We start from the raw sequence: 19,483 nt of genomic DNA on the forward strand, positions 1-19,483 counted from the left end.
CTAATCGACCTGTTTTATTAAACTCGTATAAACTGAAAACTGATTTTGCTATGTCACACCCAATTTTAGTAATGTTCATGTTGGACTCATCCTCTTTATTGATGTGATTTTAACAACCCCATCATGGCTCATTACGAAGCCGTTAGAAAGCGGGTGGGTCCATACCATTATTCCCGCAGTCTTTACTGCTATCGCTCACCCTCGTCTACTGCTATCGCTCACCCTCGTCATTCCGGCGGTCTTTTGGCCGGAATCCACTTTTATTGTTTTTACATCAATAATTTATCAATCGATTATTAAAAGTTTTCTTAACTGATCGGCATTAGAGTGTAACTAGCTTGATTTTGATATTATAGGGTAATTTACATACCTAAGTATCTTTGCAATATGCCAATTAAACGAACCTAGCTTACGTTGAAAATGGATTGTGTAAAAAGCCCTTGTTATAGGCTTTAATAGCTAAAAGTTATTAAAATGTTAGTCCATTGTCTAATATCAAAACTTTGCAATAATCGTTATTCTTCAGGTAGAGTTAATGATACGTTTTTAGCCTCCCAATACGTAAATTTACAAATAAATATTCGGCCGCTAAAATGGTCAGCCAAGCTACGGCAGTTGTAGCGGTGGGCTAAAAGGGATTGATAGATGCTGTTTAGAACAATCAAAAACACCACAACCACCCTTACAGTGGTGGCGATAGTATTGGTGTGTGCTGCTGTGGTAGCGTCGTCGATAGAAGAGTACGAAAAGCTCTACCTTGAAGCAACACGCGGCGATCTTGATGGGCTTTCTGAAAACTTGGCCAGCGACCTTGTGCACCTGATTGCCTCAGATCCAGATATGTTTGAAGTCACCACCACCTTATTACGCTTAGACCGCTACGAAAACGTTAAGTATGCGGTCGTTTTCGATAATAATTGGCAGCGGCTCAATGTTTATTTTGGCCCTTTGTTTGTCCCTGAAGAGCTCGATTCAGCGATAGATATCAATGCGCTTAAACAACAACCTCTTGGAGTAAGCGTTAAAAATAGCGAACTTGTTGCTTTAAAGTTAGTGGGTGATGCGCGATTGCCTCTTGGCTATCTATTGATAGTGAACGATTTATCGGGTCCTCTGTATAACAGTAAACTGACGCTGTTTAAAAGTGTATTACCTTTAGTTTTGCTGGTGTTATTTATCGCAATATGTGTGTCAATGTTTATTCAACGCCGCTTATTTCAGCCTCTTAGCCGACTTTCTCAGGTAGCGAAAAAAATTCAAGATACACACGATTACTCACTGCGTATTGATACCGGAGGTAAGCAAGAAGTGGCTGAGCTTAGCCGTGATATTAATAGCATGATGGAAACTATCAATGCGGAAACGCAAAAGAATGCTAAGTACACTCAGCAACTCAAAGAACAACAAAAAGCCATGGAGCGCTTAGCCAATTTTGATGGTTTAACAGGGTTACCTAATCGTCAATTTTTTATGGAAACACTCAGAATAGAATTAGCTAAAGCTACGCGAGATCAGCATAACCTAGTGCTAATGTATTTTGATTTAGACGGTTTTAAGGGGGTAAATGATTCCTTTGGTCATGAAATTGGTGATTTAGTTTTAATGGAAGTATGTAATCGTACCAGAAATATTTTACGGGACGGCGATTTAATCTCTCGTTTAGGGGGAGATGAGTTTCTTATTTTATTACATAACGAACCTAATGAGTTGGAGTTATATTCAATTTCAGAGCGTTTAGTGAGTGGGCTAAATAAACCTTTTCAAATACAATCATGGGAAGTACAAGTGGGTGTCAGTATTGGTATCGCACGGGCAAGTGATTCAAACTTCAATGTAAGTGAATTTATCAGCAATGCCGACATAGCAATGTACCGCTCTAAAATGACTGGGCGCAGTACTCATACTGTGTTTGTTCCAGAAATGATGGAAGACAATAAACGCCGTTTGCTCATTGCCAATTCAATTTCAAATGCGATTAAAGAGAATGAATTCAGTATTCATTACCAAGGGAAAGTCAATTCAGACGAAAAAATAGTCGGATACGAGGCTCTGATACGCTGGAAAAGCGAAGCGTTGGGGATGGTTTCTCCTGCTGAGTTTATTCCTATTGCAGAACAAAGTGGCAAAATTTTGTCTATTACTAAATGGGTAATAAAGCGTGTTTGCCAAGAATTGGCGCAAGTGCAAAAGTTACAAAACAATGAGGTGGTGGTGTCGATTAATTTGTCTGCTCATGACATAAAAAATGTCGGATTAGTTGATTACATTCGTAATATGTTCACACGTTTTAATGTGAATAATCCGAGCATTGAGTTTGAGGTGACTGAGTCTGCGTATCTTGAAAACTTCGACATTGCCAACCAGTTTCTTACTCAACTCAGAGAGATGGGCTGCTCAATTGCCCTAGATGATTTTGGTGCAGGTTATTCTTCGCTGGGTTATCTCACACAAATCGAATTAAACACTTTGAAAATCGACAAGCAGTTTGTGGATAACTTGAATGTGTCGAAGCGCAGTACCTTGATCACTAAAACCATTATCGAAATGGCGAAACAGTTGAACTTACAGATATGCGCTGAAGGGGTAGAAACTCGCGAACAAGCAGAGTTTTTAATCGAAAATGGTTGCCACCAATTGCAAGGTTATTTGTTTTCGAAACCCAAAAGTTTGGTGGAACTGCTGGATGTTTAACGAGTGTTACAGTGCGCTATAAAGCACCGTTAGCCCATCAGGAATAGATATCCCAGAAGGTAAATAACCCACGCTGCCAGGATTATCTTTGATGTATTCTAGAATGGCTCGTTCTGTTCCGATTTCTTTGGGTTGTTTCTTACGGCCAGTAAAGCGCATTTGTGCCCAATAGGATTGAATGCGCGACTCTGTTAAACCCACCACTCTAGTGTTAAACAATACTCGGGTTTGATTATCAGGTGGTAAGGAAATGGCCTCTAAATCATATGGCAGCGCATTACCCATAAACAAATTACGAACTTGTTGGCGGTTTAACTTTATTTGTTTATTGTCAGTATTAGCCACGACAACGATTGAACTGTTCGCAGAGGCATGAACTCCGATAATAGCGCTGAAAATGAGAGAGAAAAATAACGTCTTCATTAAAATACCCATTCTGCACCTACTTGGTATAAAATGGCTTGCCCGTCAAACCCTCCTAAATCTTTCACCGCATAGTCATTGCTAACCTTATCGTTCGCATTAACAAAGGTCATTTCAGCTTTAAAGGCTAAATTGGGACGCCAATCCCAGCGCAGTCCTAATTTGGTTCCTGTGGCTTGATCGTCAGGAAAGGCAGCGATTACTCCCATGTAAGTCGCAGCGAGAAAATCGAGCTCATCTGATACGCCGAATGGGATTTCGTTGCTAGCATGCTCAAAGTGGAGATCTTTCTCGCTATATGAAATATATAAAGTGTAAGGGTGGAAGTTATAACCTAGTGATATAAAAAAACTATCAATATCAGCCACCAAACCAGCCTCGCTAACCATCTTTGTTACTTCGCCGCGCACAAAGTAATTTAGGTTCTCGTAGTTTGCACTGAATTGGTAAAAGCGAATGAGACCATTGGCGTTGAGCCAATCCGCGTTAGTTGAAAAGCCCAATAGGCGTAATTGTTCAGCAAATAAACTTGCTTCATCTTGAGCTACTTCCGCGTCCCCCTGGTTGTATGATGCTCGAAGGGTAAAGTTTTCTATGTTTACAGTGGCATTGGCGCCAAATAGGCCGTCGACCTTAGTATCAATTTCCTGACTGGCCAAATAGATTTTATCATCGTAATAGCCCCAGTAAGCTTCGAAATCGACTAACCAATTATTGAGAGAGAATCCATAGTTGGCGAGCACACCCTCAAAAGTCGAAAAAAACGCCGTGTCGTAAACTTGTTGGGGCAATGTTAGCCAAGGATACGCAAAACCAATATCTAGACTGTCGCTATAGTTAAAAAACGGAATGCGTAGTTTGCCTAATTTTATTTGCAAGGCGTTGTTGGGCGCATAACTGAGATACAACCATTGTAAACCCGAATTGCGCTGATCTTCTGTGTATCCAACCACTTGGGCAGTAACAGAGATTGAATCAGTGAGTGAATAATCTGCTTGCAGGCCTAGCAAAGACTGTTGGTCTAGACTAAGGCTATTGTCGTAGCCTACATATTCGGCGTTTTCATCATCAAGATGCCCAACAATGGCACGTGCAAAGCCGGAAAACTGCAGTGAATCTTGACTCGAAGCGTAAGAATCGGTAACACTAAATAGACATAAAAAAACTACCAATAATGTACTTTTTGAAATGCTTGCTTGTTGGTCGTCCGTTTTATTCATTATCTTTAGTTTCTATTGTTTTCATATGCTCGTAATGATTCATATTTTTAGCAAATTTAATAAGTCTCACAGTCGTAGTTGTTGTCCCGTGAGAGAGTCATCTTATTTAGAGGAATATAAGACGGTTAATTCCTCCGGAATCGCAACTCCTGCTGGTAAGTAGCCTGTAGCACCAACATTGGTCATTAAGTACTCGACTACCAATTCTTCATTTTTGATTTCTACCGGTGCTTTTTTACGACCAGTAAAACGCATTTGTGCCCAATAGGATTGAATACGAGATTCTGTTAACCCCACAACCTTGGTATTAAATAACACCCGAGTATGATTTTCTGGCGGTAAGGCGACCGCGTCTAAATCGTAAGGCAAAGCCCCACCCATAAAGAGGTTTCGTACTTGCTGGCGGTTCAGTTGAATCGATTTGTCGGCGGTATTGGCTACTACTATGATAGTTTCAGCCGCATTGGATGATTGAACCATTCCTAAACAGTAAGCTAATAATATAATGAGAACTCTTGCCATTAAAATACCCACTCAACGCCAAGCTGATACAGAACCGCACTGTTATCAAAGTTGCCCAGATCTTTTAATGCAAAATCGTTACTTACTTTGTCAGCATTAACGTAGGTTACTTCACCTTTAAAAGCGACATTGTAACGCCAGTCCCATCTTAGACCGATTTTTGTGCCTTGGGTTTTATCATCCGGAAAACCAGCTAGAACCGAATCGTAAGTGGCGGCAACTACGTCTAGTTCGGTAGAAATACCATAGGGAATTTCGTTAGCAGGGTGGTCGTAATGTACGTCTCGCTCACCGTAAGAAATATAAATGGTGTAGGGATAAAAGTTGTATCCTGCGGAAATATAAAAGCTGTCTATGTCTGGTACTGGACCGCTTTCACCCACCATAGTCGCCATTTCGCTGCGTATAAAATAATCAAGATTTTCGTAGTTGGCGCTGACCTGATAAAAACGGATAAGACCATCGGGGTTAAGAGTTTCTGCGCTTTGGCTAAAGCCATACTGGTTAAGGACTTCTACAAACTGAGCTGCGCCAGGTAAGGTGAGGTCTGCATTACCTTGGTTGTAAGCTGCACGAAAAGTCCAACCGTTGACGGCCGCGCTGGTATTGAATCCAAATAGCCCTGTGACCTGGGTGTCGATTTCTCCACTGGCTAAGTAGATTTTGTCATCGTAAATGCCCCAATAACCTTCAAAATTCAATACCCAATTATCAGCAACATATTCATAGTTAGCCAATATACCCTCAAAAGTAGAAAAGAAAGCGGTGTCATAAAACTGTTGCGGCAAGGTTAGCCAGGGATACGCAAATCCCACGTCTAAACTGTCACTGTAGTTAAAAAATGGAATACGTTGTTTTCCCAATTTTATACGCCACTCTTTGGTAGGGGTATAGGTTAAATACAGCCACTCCAAACCCGAGGAGCGCTGCTCGCCCGAATGTCCGATGAATTGCCCCGTGAAAGATAACTGCTCACTAAAGGTATAATCGGCTTGAAGTCCAATAAGAGATTGCTGATCTAAGCTAATGCTATTGTCGTATCCGACGTACTCCGCATTTTTATCATCCAAATAACCTAATATTAAACGAGTGAAACCTGAAAACTGGAGTTTGTCTTTTTCATCTGCTGCAGCGCAAAAAGGTGTGCTACCTAGCAATAATGAAAGAAACAAAGCTAATGTTTTAGTTGGTTTCATGAGAAAAATAGCTACCCGTTAAGTTGGCAAGTGAATGGTTTTGGCAGTGAAAATACTAGAATTTCAACTAGCGTCAAACGATATCGTGTGAAAAATTGTGCTAAATCAATGTCGTTAAAGTTAAGCGGTTTATTGATAAGTGTGCATTTTCAACTCGCTTACTTTATTTTCCCCATCAATAATCCAAGCGCCGCTCTGGTGTAACATTTGATTAGCATTACCTGTATCGACAGTGTGACGGAAACAATGACTCAAAATACATGCTACTTTAGTCTAAGAGACCAGTTTTTAAGCCATTAACATTACAGGTATACGACGTGAATTGCACCTATTAGTCGATGGGAGGGGTAGGTGCAAATCCCGCCACTAAATTTATCCACTCGTTGACGAACTTTAAGTTGCGGGTAAGTCAAAACTATCAGCTTTGCTGAATGAGCCGTTTCGGTTGGTTTGTGATTTGTCGGCGTGGCTTCGCAAACTTTTATAACGTGCGTACCCCCTTCAAAGAGAGGGTAATCAATACCCATCATTAAATGAGCTAGCGTGTTACAAAACCGCCATTAACAAATAGGGTTTGGCCAGTGGTCCATTGAGAATCAGTTGAAGCAATGAATTTAACGATAGGTACAATATCATCAATTTTACCCAATCTATTAGCAACGCTGGCGGCACGTAAATAAGCCACAGTTTGTTCATTTTCTTCACCATGAAAAAACTCAGTATCAACGGGACCGGGGCATATGGTATTGACCGTTATACCTCTAGCCCCCACCTCTTTTGCTAGTGCGCGAGTAAAGTGTTCAAGAGGGGATTTTGAACCAGCATAAAGGCTGTAAGATCCCGTGAATGCGGCTAAAAGTGAAGTCCCCATATTGATTATGCGCCCATTATCTTCAATACATTTCGCCGCTTGTTGCATAACGAAAAAGGCCGCTTTGCAGTTAATATTAAAAAGCTGGTGGTAGTCATCTTCTGTGCATTCAACCACAGGGCGCTTTATGATTTTTCCAGCGTTATTGATAACGACATCAACCCGGCCAAAGGTTTCAACTGCTTTGTTAAATAGTACTTTGACATTATCGAAAATGCTTAGATCCCCTTTTACTAGTAGCGCTTTAGCACCAATCTTCTGAACGAGTTCTGTCGTATTTTTTGCGGCTAACATCGAGGTGTCACTGTTGTAGTGCACCACAATGTCGAAACCTTGCTCTGCCAAAGCTACAGCGAAAGCGCTTCCCATATTACGAGCCGCTCCGGTAATGATGGCGACTTTGTTAACTGTGTCAGTTGTCATGATTTGCTCCTAGATAGTTTGTCGTTCGGCGAGAAAAACTATAGTCTTATTGCATATAGTTTGGGTATGCGTGAAAAAGTCATTAGTTAAGTGCATAAAATGCAATAAGAGATTATGAAATACATCACAAATGAAAAACTCTTTCTCACTGTTGTCGAGGCTGGGAGCTTTAAACGGGCCTCTGAAATTTTTAGTATGGATCCTTCATTGGTCAGCAGACGCATAACCAAACTTGAAAAAAGGTTGGGTGTGAAACTAATTGAGCGTTCAACTAAACACTCCACTCCTACCGAAGCTGGGCATCAATATGCTAAAGGGCTGACAAAACTTCTAGAAGAGCAAGCAGCACTCGAAAATGCGGTTTGTGGTACGGTAAATATCCCCTCGGGCCATTTAAAAATCGCAGCACCCCATGATTTTGGCAATGAATTTGTTTCTCCAGTATTAGAAAAAATGACTGAACTGTACCCAGATTTAACGGTTGAGTTGGTGCTAGGCAGTCACTACGAAGACCTTAAATCTAAGGGCATAGATGTGGCAGTTAGAATTGGTGAACTGTCGGATTCAAGCCTTGTCTGCCGACGAGTAGGGGATGTGCCAAGGGTTTTGGTCGCTTCTCCCCAGTATCTAGCTAACAAAGGTTTGCCCAAAACAATCAAAGATCTTGAAAGCCAAGAGTTTGTTTTTTACGCTAAAAATCAAATGGATGCGCAGGCTAAAATCGGTTTGCAAAGCGTTAAGTTAAGCGGAAAGTTTGTGGTAAATAGTGTCAGTGCGATAAGGCAACTGTTATTAAATCACAGAGGCATGCACATTGGACCCATTTGGGCTTTTAAAAAAGAGCTGGATTCTGGTCACTTAGTCAAGGTGCTACCTAACGAACATTTTACTAGTTATCCATTGCACGCTTTATATATTTCCCGTTCTTACGTGCCAGCCAAGGTGCGGGTATTTATCGACTCATTAATTGAACGTTACGGCAACCATGGTTTCGAGTAATTCGAATACCTTTACTTCAGCAGTTAATGTCTAATGATTATTAATGCCATCAGATAAGGGTAATCGGTAAATAAACTGATTTTTCATCCAAATAGGTTTAACTAACTGGACTGAACAGCGATTTAAAAAGTGAAAGTAGGTAAAGGTTGAGGTTAAATGTGTGGCGCACTTATAAAAACTCAATTCATACGAGAATATAGCTAAATGGCCATGAAAATATTTTTTGTCACCCTAAGCATGATGATGCTTGGATGCACTAACACGGCGAGTTCAGACGAATGGATCACACTATTTAATGGTAAAGATTTAGACGATTGGACGGTGAAAATTCATCATTATGAAGCGGGTAATAATTATGGCAATACCTTCAGGGTTGAGGAAGGTATGCTTAAAGTGCGTTATGACCAATATGAGTTTAGCGACGAGTTTGGGCATATATTTTACAAATCTCCCTTTAAAAACTTTCACCTTAGCGTTGACTACCGTTTTAGCGGGGAGTTCGAAGACACGGCGCCTAGTTATGCTTTGTTAAATAGCGGCGTGATGTTTCATAGTCAGTCAGCTGAATCTCAAAAGAAAGACCAAAACTGGCCAGTGTCGGTAGAAATGCAATACCTAGCAGATTTAGGTGATGGTAAACGCACTACCGGAAATATGTGTTCGCCCGGTACTAACATTGAATTTGAAGGCAAGGTCTATCCGGGGCATTGTTTACAATCTCGCAAAAAAGCACTACCTAAAAATCAATGGGTAACGGCGGAGTTAATTGTTAACGGCACCAAAATTACGCAACTAATCAATGGCGAAGTGGTACTTGTGTATAGTCACCCTACAATCGACGGGAATGATCAAATGGTAAAAGGTGCTGCAGCCGAGTTTAAACAAGGTGGTAAGGCATTAGACTCGGGTTATATCGCGCTACAAAGTGAAGGCCACCCTATCGAATTTAAAAACGTAAAAATCAAACTCTTAGAATAAGGTGTTGAATCATCGCCACAAAAAAGCCGCTAATGTTAGCGGCTTGGTTGACTCAAAAATAGTACCACTGAGGTTTAAGTCTGAGCGACTACAACCGAACAATTACAAATACCCACGTTATAAACTATTCAACATAGTTTCTGCATCACTCACTTCAAACTTGCCGGCAGCTTCGACATGTAGAGCGGTCACTACACCGTCATCCACTAACATCGAATAACGTCGCGAACGCACCCCACCAAAAGTAGCGGTTTGCACTTCTAGGCCAATCGCTTGAGTAAACTCAGCGCCGCCATCAGCTAACATAGTCACGGCTTCAGCGTTTTGTGTGTCACCCCAAGCGGCCATGACAAATGCGTCATTGACCGACAAACAAATGATATCGTCAACACCTTTAGCCTGTAACTTGTCGGCTAGGGTGATGTAACCCGGCAAATGCGCCTCTGAACAAGTTGGCGTAAACGCGCCAGGAACCGCAAAAAGCACCACTTTTTTACCGGCAAATAATTCACTGGTAGTGGGATTACTCGCTTCCCCTGCCTTACGCAAACTAAAGGATACTTCTGGTAATTTTTCACCTACTTTAATCATATTTTATCCATTTATGGTTAATTAACTTGTGTGGTCATACTACCTTATTCATAAAGCTTAAAGAGCTATTTTTTGGCCATCATCCAACACACGATAATAGCGGCCTTGGTTTATTAATAAACCTTCGGAAGATTTACTTGGAAAGTTGGTTTGGTAGTCGCCAGGGTGTTTCACATCAATGGCAAATAACTTTCCATCAAATTGTTTATTCACTTTAAATTGAATTGTGTGGCCCACAACAAGTGCATTGGCACTAAATTTAGTGAGCAATTCTGCTAACTGCTGCTGCGACACTTCACCTTTAAATAAACCACGATACCAAGCGGGCCCGGTGGTGGTAGAAGTTAAAAGTTTTTCTGTTGGGTGATGCCCTTTTTTAGGATAATAATAGTGACGATACTCACTTTTAATCATGTCATTTATTTGCTGCAAATCCATATCTAATGTAGCAATATCTGGATGCAACCCACCATGCACAAAAAGATGACCATTAATAAGCTCAAGGGTGTTCTTGTTTTCTAGCCAACGGCCAATTACCGAGTTGGAATCAAACAAATTATACTGAGTTTTCCCTAATAGTCCTGCGATAGGAATATATTTGTTTGATGCCGAGCGAAAGTTACCTTGTAGGTTTTTAATTTCGTGATTTCCAATAATATAATGGACTTGCCCACCCGCTAATAGTGCTTCTTGTTCAAGTTTATAGATAAGCCAAAGTAACTGTGTTGTTGAGTCACCACGGTCAACCATGTCACCAATCAGCACAAGGTGACCTTCGCCAAAAGACCAATTTAGCTGCTTATCTACAATCTCGCTGGTTAATAACATATCTCTGAAAGCTTTATAATTTCCTTCTAAGTCAGAGAGTGCGAATATAGGTTGATTATCCGTGTAGTGAACTGGAGTGGCGGTAGGCTTAGGAGTGGTTTGAAAAGAGAACCGGCTATCATCGAATGGGAAATACACCGAAATATCAATAGGCTCACCTACAGTAGTTTGGGTTTCTTCAATAAAGAAACCCTGTTCGCGCCCACCTTTGATGGTGAGTGATGAAATATAGTTATCCTCATAAAATAAATGCGGACCTTCCCCTCCCACTTTATGAGCTAATGTATCTTTACCAAACCCAATACTTCCTTTTTGACTGACTATCACAACAAAGCCAACCCCTAGGATCATGGCACTTACTACCAAAAAGTGTTTTAGGTATATCAATATTGCTTTCATATAGAGGGTCTCGACATCTCTTCACTGCGTTTTAAAACACGTAAAATTGAATGCGTAAGCTTAATAAGCAAAGCACCTAAAATTAGCGCAATTGGTATAAACCAAAATCCAACAATTTCCTCCCCAACTTGCTGATTTTCTTCGACTAACCCCACAACAATGCTATTACCACCAGCAGCAGACCACACACCAAAAAGATCCGGTACGGCTAATTTAAAGGCGCTTGATACTATGATAAGACTCCCAAAAAAATAACCGAATATCGCAGTCGTCCAATACAAACCAACAGTAGCAGTTTGTTTGACTTTTTGGATTGCAGAAAAGCCCTTAGGCGGTGGCGTACCTTCAAGTATGTGTTCAACATACTGCTGGGCTAACTCTCTTGGGCTACCAAAACCAGCAAGAATATCTGTGATGTTTATGGGATCGCTATTGTGTTCTGCTAACTCTATTGAGTCGTAAATATGACTTTCTATTTCTCGTAATACTTCGTTTACTTCAGCTTCATTTAGTCTTGCTAGGTAAGTGCCTAGTTTACTGAGGTATTGGTGTACCGCATCTCTATTATTCATGTGTGTTCCTCAACGGTTGAGTGGCTCGGGACCAGGGTGGGTGAGCAAATAACTAATATCTTCAACAGACTGACGCCAACGCTTACTGACAATTGTTAGTTTTTCGTCACCGTTACTTGTTAACGAAAAATACTTCCGAGGTCGTGCATCACCTTCTTGAACCCATTCAGCACATATCAAACCATCTCGCTTAAGACGATCTAATAGTGGGTACAGCGTACCCTCGGTAAGTATTGTTGTTTCAAAACTCTTAAGTAGATTGAGAAGCTCTAGACCGTACAATTTACGCCCTTTAAGCGACGCTAAAATCACCAGCTCTAAGGTGCCCTTTCTTAACTGCACATCCCACTTTGATTCGTTGTTATTTGTTAATGTCATTATGAGTCCAACAATGCAGTGCACTATACTATGTAATACATAGTAACTTTATAATGCATAGTTAGCGATTTGGCAAGGTTGTTTTTTGATCACCAGTGGAATGAAGGTTTTCACCTAGTCATTAGAGGGGAGTTTGTGCAAACAAAAGAATACGCCGAAAGACTTATTTTCATCTAACAAGCATGAACTGCGCTCACAGGGAATGAAAACGGTTAAAAATAACTGCTTTGCTTTTCTTGGTAAAAATAGTAGTTTCGACTGCTTAATAAAAATACTAAAAACAACAGTTTACGTTCGATGGATATGAATATGTATGGCAAGTGATTTGGAGCTAGTACACCTTGCGTTTAATCGAGTGAGGGATTGTTTAAGTGTCAGAGCCGTTTTATTCAACTAAATTGACTATTAACCCCTTTTATTCTTTTCATCCCCCCATTGCCAACTTCGCCGCTTGTTGCCACATGAAGTTTGGCATTGGAGTTTTAAGTTGCCAATTGATATTCATTGGCTGCGAACCTGAATGCGACACATATTCTACTTCGCCATAATTAACAAACCCCATTGTACGCCCAAACTCATCTTTGGATTGCTCACGCACAAATAGAAAGAGGCGTTTACCAATACTTTTATGTTGAATGTAGTCCAATCCACGTCCACGATCTGGCCTTGCGCTATTCTGCGTTTGCCAATGAAAAAGACATTCGTTAATCGCGTAATCATGGTACATAGTGGTAGGTGAAAATTGCTTTTCATTTTTATTCAAAGTCACAAACATCAGTTCAATGTTTTGCTCTTTGATAACGAACAAACCTTCACGGGCTGGCGGTTGTCGCTCGAATGTAATCGCACCAAAGGCCACTAATATTTGTTCGCGGGCATATCGGGCATGTATCCTTAAAGGCACATCAGGTAGCGCTTCCATCATTGGCTGCTCATGCTTGATTTGGGCAAGCTGCCAATTAAGCACATCTAATAATTCGGCTTTAAGGTCGAAAGTATTCAGCGCGGTCAAACTATCGTTAATCGAATTAAAGCCACACACTGGCCCTGTTTTTTGCCAAAAATCGTAATGGCACATCAATACATGGCGCTGATTAGTGCTTTCTATATCAAAGTTGGTTTGGCAAAGGTGTTTTAAAAAGCTCAAATAGGTGTGGTCATCACAGGTCAAAATACGCATATGAATTGTCCTTTTCAACATTTTAAAGATGTTTTCATCTCGCGTATTTTCATTAATCTGATCTTGTGCTTTTAAAACTAGCTCAGCCCAACTCCCTCGCTTATATAGCTCATTTAAGTCAAGATGAGGATGCTGAGTTAAAAAATTGGTTAACGTTAATGGAAGTGTTGAATGTTGCGGATACTGCCGGATCATTGCCACTAATCGCTTCAATGTTAGCGAAGCTTGACGAATATTACTAAGCACCATTTCCTGAGTACGCTTGCTTAATTCAATGCGACAACCAAGAGGTGCATGGGGAAAACCTTGTTTTATTTCATCGCTAATGGCCCTATGACTCTTACCTACTAACGCTCTAAACTTATTGGCAAAGTCATATTCAGGACGTGAATTGCCTACAAAATCCAGCACAGTGCAGCATTCTTTTCCTTCAGCTAAACGTAAACCACGTCCAAGTTGCTGTAAAAATATAGTTAAACTCTCGGTTGGGCGTAAAAACAGCAAAGTATCGACTTCAGGAATATCTACACCCTCGTTGAAGATATCAACGACACAAAGTACATTAATAACACCAGAGCGAATAGCTTGCTGCTTTTGTTGTCGTTCGTGACTATTATCACTGGTTAGTACATCTGCTTTAACTCCTTTTAATAACAGCTGTTGTACCATGTACTGAGCGTGCTCTCTGCTCACGCAGAAAGCTAATGCTTTCATTTCCCCAATGTCGGTAATAATCTCCTGCATATTTAGCAAAATTTTATTAAAGCGGGTTTGGTTGTGAGTATATAGATTAGTTAATTGTGCAATATCATAACGGCCACGAGCCCAAGAGACGGTTCGTAAATCAGTATCATCATCAATACCAAAATACTGAAATGGACAAAGATGACGACGGTTAATTGCTTCAGGTAAGCGGATCTCAGCCGCAATCACTCCACCAAAATCAGCTAAAATATCCCCACCATCATGGCGCTCAGGCGTTGCAGTAAGGCCGAGTAATATGGAGGGGGAAAAATGTTGAAGTACGGAGCGATAACTCGTTGCAGCAATATGATGCACTTCATCAATGACAATATAGTCATAATAATCGTGTGTCAGACTCAGCTGACTAAGTTGATTGTTTAACGTTTGTATTGATACAAATAGTTGACGATAATGCTCTGGCGTATGGCCGCCCACCCACAACTCACCAAAGGTACCATTGCGTAAAACCCCGCGAAATGCTGCTCTTGCTTGGTTTAAAATCTCTTCGCGGTGCGCAATAAATAAGAATTTAGCATCTGGTTTGGTTTTAATATAACGAGCAAAGTCAAAAGCTGAAATCAACGTTTTACCAGTCCCAGTTGCAGCGACCACTAAATTACGGAAGCGCTCATGAACATTACGTTCAACAGCTAGCTGCTCTAAAATATCACTCTGGTGAGGAAAGGGTGCAATATCAAAAAAGTGAGTGAACGAGTTGTTTTCAAAATTCCCCCTTTGCTGACTTAATGCCTTTTTAAGCTTTTCATTGCTAACAGCATCACCGCTAAAGCGCTCAAAATCATGAGATGCCCAGTAGGTTTCAAAAGTGCTCAAGGATTTATTGATAATATGCGGGATTTCTTGCGAAGTTATTTTAAGATTCCACTCTAAGCCATTAGTTAAGGCTGAATGGGAAAGGTTAGAGGAACCAATATAACCTGTGTGATAACCAGTATCACGCATAAACAAATAGCTTTTGGCGTGTAAACGCTCACGTTCAGTGTTGTAGCTTAGTTTTACTTGGGTATTTGGTAAGCTAGCCAAATACTCAACCGCTTTTGCGTCAGTCGCCCCCATGTATGATGTGGTAATAATTTTCAGCTCACGGCCACTGGCCGTAAATTCTTCTAGCTCTTTTCGAAAAATACGTATGCCAGCCCACTTAATAAACGACACTAACCAATAGATTTTATCCGCTGACAGGATTTCCCGCTTCAATTCAGACTCAAGTGATAACCCAGCATTACTCCCGCAAAATAACTCACTTTGAGTTAAACCAGTTAGAGGAAATATTTCACTGATATAATTTTTTAAATCAGCTGAGACAGGATTTTCTAACTCGTATAGAGCCGTCAGGATCTTACCTTGGCTGTCGAGCAAGTTATCCTCAATAAAGTCGTTATCTTGCAGTTGATCTTTTAACCAAAGTAACAATTGGTTAGACAAGGCGATTTGCTGTTGCAGGCGGTCATCACTAGCAGGCACTGAGTCAATGGCATAGTCAAGTATGTGCGATAAGAAACGCGATAACCAAATTGATGCTTCACTACTATTGAGCTCACGCTCACCAACATAAAACCGCTCACGATCAATACGACTAGCGATTAGCTGTGTTATTAGCTGCTCATAAATTCCTACTTGTTGCATGCTATTCCTTTTCCTAAAAAGCGAACCATTTAACGTCTCTACTTCGCAACTAAAATGAATATCGAAATTTATAATATTTTCTAGAGCGTATCTCTCAATATTCTTGTTTTTTGATAGTTCAGATTACTATTCCTTGAACTGCTGTATTTCTTTAACCTACCTTATGTACCACTAATGCTTCAATTACATCATCGATTGATTATTCGAATTTAATGCAGATTGAACAGTGTTCATCTCATCAGATAATGCTTGTTTGAGGTAGAAACTAATAGTCTGGACAGTCGTTGTAATTATTATTTTCCTGACTTTAATATTTCACAGAGATTTAAATCAAATTATCTGAACGCAATGTCTTTTGTTTTACCTGATGTGCACTACTACTACTAACAGGACATGCATGATAATTCTGAGCTGTTTGATTCTTTAATCCCTATCTCTGGTGGCTCCTGCTACTGCATTCCCCGCGTTTAAAGTTTCAGCACAAAAAAGCTTATTTTAGGGGCAAATGACAGCGGACGCCGCGCGTAAACTATCGGGGTCGGGAAACTATCGGGGTCAGAACAAAGTTAAATCAAAAATTAACACGATAGACATGATAATTTTCATTTTTAAAAGCTATGTCCAAATATCTTAATCCCTCCCTATCTCAGGTGGCTGGGCCACTACTTTTATCTTTGGCTCTACCCTCGCGAATTAACAGAACAGCCATGATATTTATTAGTTACCAACATTATTTATCGATTATCTATTGAGTGATTTTTCATCTATTGACTTTTACTGTAAACTGATAAAATAGAAGTATTACTTTTAAGGTATTTCCTATGAGTGCACTAACACGACCTATTGATATATTTATTGATGAACAAGTCAAAACGGGTAAAGTTTCATCTGTTATAGAAGCGGAAGAAATGATCTTGTCTGCTGTATCTGAACGAGCTTTAGAGAGAAAATTAGCTCGTGCTCAAGAGCAAGTTAAAAATGGGCAATTTTATGAAGCAAATGATGATTTCATAAACAATCTTTTATTCGATGCAAGAAGCCGCACAACATCAGCTAGTTAATGAGAAATTACCAACTCATTTTTTCTCTTGAATCGAGAGAAGACTTAATCAATATTCAAAATTACATTTTTGAAGATAGCCTAAATTTTGCCATTGCCGATCAATTTGTAATTGATCTTTACCAAACACTAACATCATCATTGCCTAGTTTTCCCCACAAACACCCAGTACATAATGTCGATGTACGTAAATTCATTTTCCCAAAGCATACCCATTACACGGCATACTTTAAAATTGATGAAGAAAAAGAGCGTGTTGTTGTGCTTGCCATTACTGACAACAAGCAATTTACAAGGTATATGAAGCTTTAGCGAACAGCACTAACAGGACAGGCATGATAATTTGTGCAGTTCTCTTCTTACTTTCTCTTTTGAGTTTTTGATATGTCTGCCGACAAGCCTTTAGGGATGATTTTAATATCAACATCTTCTGACATTCGGTGGGTTTTAATACCTGACTTAGCTAATGACGTACCACCAGGAAACACTAATGAGTGCGTATCAGATGGTAATTCAGACAGCAGCTTTAATACCAATCACCATCAATACTTCGTTGTGAAAATTCATCAAACTTATAATCAATACCAAGTTTTTTAATCGCTTCTAATATCACGCCATCAGCTCCCGCAGGAGAGGCCGGCATCAACTTACCTGTGATACGGTTTTTTCTTGCTTTGGTATAAAGCCCATAGCCGATACGTAGTAAACCTCCCGCATCAACTAGTTTTTTGAGTACACGCCCTACTTGGTCATATCCTGCAATGTCAGTAAAATCAGCACGAGCAAATACGTATCGCTTTGAGCGATTTATTCTCGTTTTTACTTTATCGGCTATTGTCATGATAAAACTCCAATTTACATAGCCCAAATATAGCAAACATACGACACCAAAGGACCTGGTGGGTCAGGTTCGTTGAAAATTATTTTGTAAGACTGCCATGATAATTTCTTATCAAAAAAAGAGTGGTTGTAACTAATGCCGATCAGTTAAGAAAACTTTTAATAATCGATTGATAAATTATTGATGTAAAAACAATAAAAGTGGATTCCGGCCAAAAGACCGCCGGAATGACGAGGGTGAGCGATAGCAGTAAAGACTTCGGGAATGACGGTAATCCCCCTCCCACTTGTCATTCCCGAATGCTTTTATCGGGAATCCAATGTTAAATAGACTGACTGGCGTTCCATCAAAAAAATCTGCTGCTCACCTTAAGTGAACAGCATTAGTGATTGTAACTCTTTAATTCTAATCTCTGGAAGTAAAAAGGTCAGAGTAAACTTTATTTGAAATAGATAGCTGATTCTAGTTTATCAACCCACTGTGTTTGACTAACCAGACCAAGGCTACAACATTTCCCAACACTGTTATCCAGAATGTAAATCTGAAGTCTTTTTTCTGAGATTTATGTCGCAGTAGTTGTTGGGCAAATGCGGCGCCCGGCCACCCTCCGGCTAATGCTAGTAAATGCAAGGTGCCTTCTGAGGTGCGCCAATTTCCCTTTTTGGCGCTGGATTTGTCCATTGCATAAACAATGTAGGTGAACAGGCTTAAGACGCTATAAACCACTAGAATCATTTGTGGAATTTTACCTAGTAACCAATTAACAACGATTATTACCATAAAAAACGCCGCTAGATATAAAGAAAATTTATTGGTTTTTGCGGCTGATTTTTGAATGAGCTTTTCACCGCTATAGGTTGCTTCAATGGCTTTTGTGCGTCCGTTTCTGTCAACAGAGCGGGTATAAGTGATGATGTCGTTAATTTCAGGCACTCTGGTTTTGTTATTGAATCCACTTTTGTGAATAAAGATATCTTTACTTTTATCAAATGGCGCTATAAAGCCGAACGCTTTTTCTGCATTCCAACTTATTAGCTTTCCCTTACCTCGCATATACAGGCTCCTTTATTTTTGCAATTCTTAAACTGTTAATTCTTATCCAGTAATGGCATTAATTCTTTTGTTTGCTTATTCCACCTGGCATTGAATAGTTTAAGTTGTTGCTTTCGCACTTTGGCGCAATCTACGAATATTTTCATGTTGCTATTGTTGCTTAAACATTCGTCGGATTCTTGGAAATAGTTATTCCATGCTAGTTTCTTTTTGCCTTTAAAGTTGGTGTAGTCAGAAACGGTTACATGGCTTGTTTGTTCATGGCGACTGGGTAGGTATACATAGGTGCGCTTGGGTGACTTTTTAGTCTTGGATCGCAATGTTGACGATTGTTTTGTTTCTTGACTTTCAGGTTGCCGTAAACATTCTAGAAAGTCTGTTTTGGCTTTGCGGTGCTGCTTGCGGGCAAATTCAGTGACTTTATGCCTTAGAGAGTCGTTCCACTTATCTACGCGCTTTTTCTCATCTTCGCATTGGCTCTGTGCAGAGGCGCTAAATAAGATCACAGCCAACACGAGTATCAATGTCTTCAACTCTTCACATCCTGTAGGTGAGTATTGATTTTTCTTAAGTATGTCAAACTTAACGAAATGGAAGCAACAAACTATTTGGTAAGTTAAGTATGCATTTTATATTGTGTGTATAGATCCAAAACCTATGAGTATCTAGCGTCAGAGTGAACTTTAACTGCAAATCACAAAGTCACCCATTGTAACAATGCAGGAAAAAGACAATTAAATTAAAGGTCTGCTGGGGCAGGTTCGTTGAAAAATTTTGTAAGGAAACCAATTGTTGATAAAAAATGTTCCGGCTAAGAAGCACACCGGAATGACGGGCTTAAGAGCACACCGGAATAATGGTATGGAC

At 40.1% G+C, this 19,483-nt stretch carries 19 protein-coding genes; 5 read left to right on the plus strand and 14 right to left on the minus strand.

Annotated features, from left to right (window positions below):
* Positions 1-645 precede the first annotated feature (645 nt).
* Positions 646-2,691, plus strand: a complete 2,046-nt coding sequence (locus KO534_RS22385) for a putative bifunctional diguanylate cyclase/phosphodiesterase (RefSeq protein WP_215933555.1) — start codon at positions 646-648, stop codon at positions 2,689-2,691.
* Positions 2,692-2,697: 6 nt separating this feature from the next.
* Here the strand turns inward: KO534_RS22385 and KO534_RS22390 are convergent, their stop codons facing one another.
* The 5 genes from KO534_RS22390 to KO534_RS22410 form a co-directional block, all read right to left on the minus strand.
* Positions 2,698-3,114: a hypothetical protein gene (locus KO534_RS22390; protein WP_215933557.1), complete on the minus strand. Its 417-nt coding sequence runs from the start codon at positions 3,112-3,114 to the stop codon at positions 2,698-2,700.
* A complete protein-coding gene (locus KO534_RS22395) occupies positions 3,114-4,334 on the minus strand; it encodes a hypothetical protein (RefSeq protein ID WP_252732366.1) in 1,221 nt (406 codons plus the stop codon). Before KO534_RS22395 ends, KO534_RS22390 begins: the two co-directional genes overlap by 1 nt.
* Positions 4,335-4,436: 102 nt before the next feature.
* Positions 4,437-4,814 (minus strand): hypothetical protein, encoded by a 378-nt coding sequence (locus KO534_RS22400; protein WP_436836597.1) that lies wholly within the window; start codon positions 4,812-4,814, stop codon positions 4,437-4,439.
* Between the two features lie 41 nt (positions 4,815-4,855).
* Complete coding sequence (locus KO534_RS22405; RefSeq protein ID WP_215933561.1) at positions 4,856-6,052, minus strand: hypothetical protein; 1,197 nt, start codon at positions 6,050-6,052, stop codon at positions 4,856-4,858.
* Positions 6,053-6,590: 538 nt separating this feature from the next.
* Positions 6,591-7,346 (minus strand): SDR family oxidoreductase, encoded by a 756-nt coding sequence (locus KO534_RS22410; RefSeq protein ID WP_215933562.1) that lies wholly within the window; start codon positions 7,344-7,346, stop codon positions 6,591-6,593.
* Between the two features lie 114 nt (positions 7,347-7,460).
* Here KO534_RS22410 and KO534_RS22415 point away from each other — a divergent pair, with 114 nt between their 5' ends.
* Both KO534_RS22415 and KO534_RS22420 read left to right on the plus strand, forming a co-directional pair.
* The gene (locus KO534_RS22415; RefSeq protein ID WP_215933564.1) at positions 7,461-8,345 is read left to right on the plus strand and encodes a LysR family transcriptional regulator; all 885 of its coding nucleotides are present in this window, start codon (positions 7,461-7,463) and stop codon (positions 8,343-8,345) included.
* Positions 8,346-8,555: 210 nt separating this feature from the next.
* Complete coding sequence (locus KO534_RS22420) at positions 8,556-9,323, plus strand: 3-keto-disaccharide hydrolase (protein WP_252732367.1); 768 nt, start codon at positions 8,556-8,558, stop codon at positions 9,321-9,323.
* 117 nt (positions 9,324-9,440) lie between these two features.
* Here the strand turns inward: KO534_RS22420 and KO534_RS22425 are convergent, their stop codons facing one another.
* The 5 genes from KO534_RS22425 to KO534_RS22445 form a co-directional block, all read right to left on the minus strand.
* Positions 9,441-9,914, minus strand: coding sequence for a peroxiredoxin (locus tag KO534_RS22425; RefSeq protein ID WP_215933568.1), 474 nt, complete (start codon positions 9,912-9,914; stop codon positions 9,441-9,443).
* A gap of 57 nt (positions 9,915-9,971) precedes the next feature.
* On the minus strand, positions 9,972-11,141 hold the full coding sequence (locus KO534_RS22430) for a metallophosphoesterase (protein ID WP_215933570.1): 1,170 nt from the start codon (positions 11,139-11,141) through the stop codon (positions 9,972-9,974).
* Complete coding sequence (locus KO534_RS22435; protein ID WP_215933572.1) at positions 11,138-11,713, minus strand: DUF1700 domain-containing protein; 576 nt, start codon at positions 11,711-11,713, stop codon at positions 11,138-11,140. Before KO534_RS22435 ends, KO534_RS22430 begins: the two co-directional genes overlap by 4 nt.
* 9 nt (positions 11,714-11,722) lie before the next feature.
* Positions 11,723-12,091, minus strand: coding sequence for a PadR family transcriptional regulator (locus KO534_RS22440; RefSeq protein ID WP_215933574.1), 369 nt, complete (start codon positions 12,089-12,091; stop codon positions 11,723-11,725).
* Between the two features lie 424 nt (positions 12,092-12,515).
* Positions 12,516-15,662, minus strand: a complete 3,147-nt coding sequence (locus KO534_RS22445; protein ID WP_215933576.1) for a DUF3427 domain-containing protein — start codon at positions 15,660-15,662, stop codon at positions 12,516-12,518.
* A gap of 821 nt (positions 15,663-16,483) precedes the next feature.
* Here KO534_RS22445 and KO534_RS22450 point away from each other — a divergent pair.
* Both KO534_RS22450 and KO534_RS22455 read left to right on the plus strand, forming a co-directional pair.
* Positions 16,484-16,723 (plus strand): hypothetical protein, encoded by a 240-nt coding sequence (locus tag KO534_RS22450; RefSeq protein ID WP_215933589.1) that lies wholly within the window; start codon positions 16,484-16,486, stop codon positions 16,721-16,723.
* A complete protein-coding gene (locus KO534_RS22455) occupies positions 16,723-17,034 on the plus strand; it encodes a type II toxin-antitoxin system RelE/ParE family toxin (protein WP_215933578.1) in 312 nt (103 codons plus the stop codon). Before KO534_RS22450 ends, KO534_RS22455 begins: the two co-directional genes overlap by 1 nt.
* Positions 17,035-17,081: 47 nt before the next feature.
* On the opposite strand, the gene KO534_RS22460 is transcribed toward KO534_RS22455, so the two are convergent.
* From KO534_RS22460 to KO534_RS22475, 4 genes are all read right to left on the minus strand, one after another.
* The gene (locus KO534_RS22460; RefSeq protein ID WP_215933580.1) at positions 17,082-17,258 is read right to left on the minus strand and encodes a nucleotidyl transferase AbiEii/AbiGii toxin family protein; all 177 of its coding nucleotides are present in this window, start codon (positions 17,256-17,258) and stop codon (positions 17,082-17,084) included.
* Entirely contained in the window at positions 17,249-17,563 is a 315-nt protein-coding gene (locus KO534_RS22465) for a DUF6088 family protein (RefSeq protein WP_252732368.1), read from the minus strand. The genes KO534_RS22460 and KO534_RS22465 overlap by 10 nt, the downstream gene beginning before the upstream one ends.
* 462 nt (positions 17,564-18,025) lie before the next feature.
* Positions 18,026-18,616: a cold shock and DUF1294 domain-containing protein gene (locus tag KO534_RS22470; RefSeq protein ID WP_215933583.1), complete on the minus strand. Its 591-nt coding sequence runs from the start codon at positions 18,614-18,616 to the stop codon at positions 18,026-18,028.
* Between the two features lie 35 nt (positions 18,617-18,651).
* Positions 18,652-19,149: a hypothetical protein gene (locus KO534_RS22475; RefSeq protein WP_215933585.1), complete on the minus strand. Its 498-nt coding sequence runs from the start codon at positions 19,147-19,149 to the stop codon at positions 18,652-18,654.
* Positions 19,150-19,483: the final 334 nt, after the last annotated feature.

The sequence above is a fragment of the Paraglaciecola arctica genome, assembly GCF_018861065.1.
Taxonomy (GTDB): Bacteria; Pseudomonadota; Gammaproteobacteria; order Enterobacterales; family Alteromonadaceae; genus Paraglaciecola; species Paraglaciecola arctica_B.

What these genes read in the sequence shown, in the direction of transcription:
- KO534_RS22450 (WP_215933589.1), top strand. Translation starts at nt 16,484, where the DNA reads ATGAGTGCACTAACACGACCTATTGATATATTTATTGATGAACAAGTC.
- KO534_RS22470 (WP_215933583.1), bottom strand. Translation starts at nt 18,616, where the DNA reads ATGCGAGGTAAGGGAAAGCTAATAAGTTGGAATGCAGAAAAAGCGTTC.
- KO534_RS22440 (WP_215933574.1), bottom strand. Translation starts at nt 12,091, where the DNA reads ATGACATTAACAAATAACAACGAATCAAAGTGGGATGTGCAGTTAAGA.
- KO534_RS22455 (WP_215933578.1), top strand. Translation starts at nt 16,723, where the DNA reads ATGAGAAATTACCAACTCATTTTTTCTCTTGAATCGAGAGAAGACTTA.
- KO534_RS22390 (WP_215933557.1), bottom strand. Translation starts at nt 3,114, where the DNA reads ATGAAGACGTTATTTTTCTCTCTCATTTTCAGCGCTATTATCGGAGTT.
- KO534_RS22465 (WP_252732368.1), bottom strand. Translation starts at nt 17,563, where the DNA reads ATGACAATAGCCGATAAAGTAAAAACGAGAATAAATCGCTCAAAGCGA.
- KO534_RS22435 (WP_215933572.1), bottom strand. Translation starts at nt 11,713, where the DNA reads ATGAATAATAGAGATGCGGTACACCAATACCTCAGTAAACTAGGCACT.
- KO534_RS22405 (WP_215933561.1), bottom strand. Translation starts at nt 6,052, where the DNA reads ATGAAACCAACTAAAACATTAGCTTTGTTTCTTTCATTATTGCTAGGT.
- KO534_RS22415 (WP_215933564.1), top strand. Translation starts at nt 7,461, where the DNA reads ATGAAATACATCACAAATGAAAAACTCTTTCTCACTGTTGTCGAGGCT.
- KO534_RS22385 (WP_215933555.1), top strand. Translation starts at nt 646, where the DNA reads ATGCTGTTTAGAACAATCAAAAACACCACAACCACCCTTACAGTGGTG.
- KO534_RS22420 (WP_252732367.1), top strand. Translation starts at nt 8,556, where the DNA reads ATGAAAATATTTTTTGTCACCCTAAGCATGATGATGCTTGGATGCACT.
- KO534_RS22425 (WP_215933568.1), bottom strand. Translation starts at nt 9,914, where the DNA reads ATGATTAAAGTAGGTGAAAAATTACCAGAAGTATCCTTTAGTTTGCGT.
- KO534_RS22410 (WP_215933562.1), bottom strand. Translation starts at nt 7,346, where the DNA reads ATGACAACTGACACAGTTAACAAAGTCGCCATCATTACCGGAGCGGCT.
- KO534_RS22395 (WP_252732366.1), bottom strand. Translation starts at nt 4,334, where the DNA reads ATGAATAAAACGGACGACCAACAAGCAAGCATTTCAAAAAGTACATTA.
- KO534_RS22430 (WP_215933570.1), bottom strand. Translation starts at nt 11,141, where the DNA reads ATGAAAGCAATATTGATATACCTAAAACACTTTTTGGTAGTAAGTGCC.
- KO534_RS22445 (WP_215933576.1), bottom strand. Translation starts at nt 15,662, where the DNA reads ATGCAACAAGTAGGAATTTATGAGCAGCTAATAACACAGCTAATCGCT.
- KO534_RS22400 (WP_436836597.1), bottom strand. Translation starts at nt 4,814, where the DNA reads ATGGTTCAATCATCCAATGCGGCTGAAACTATCATAGTAGTAGCCAAT.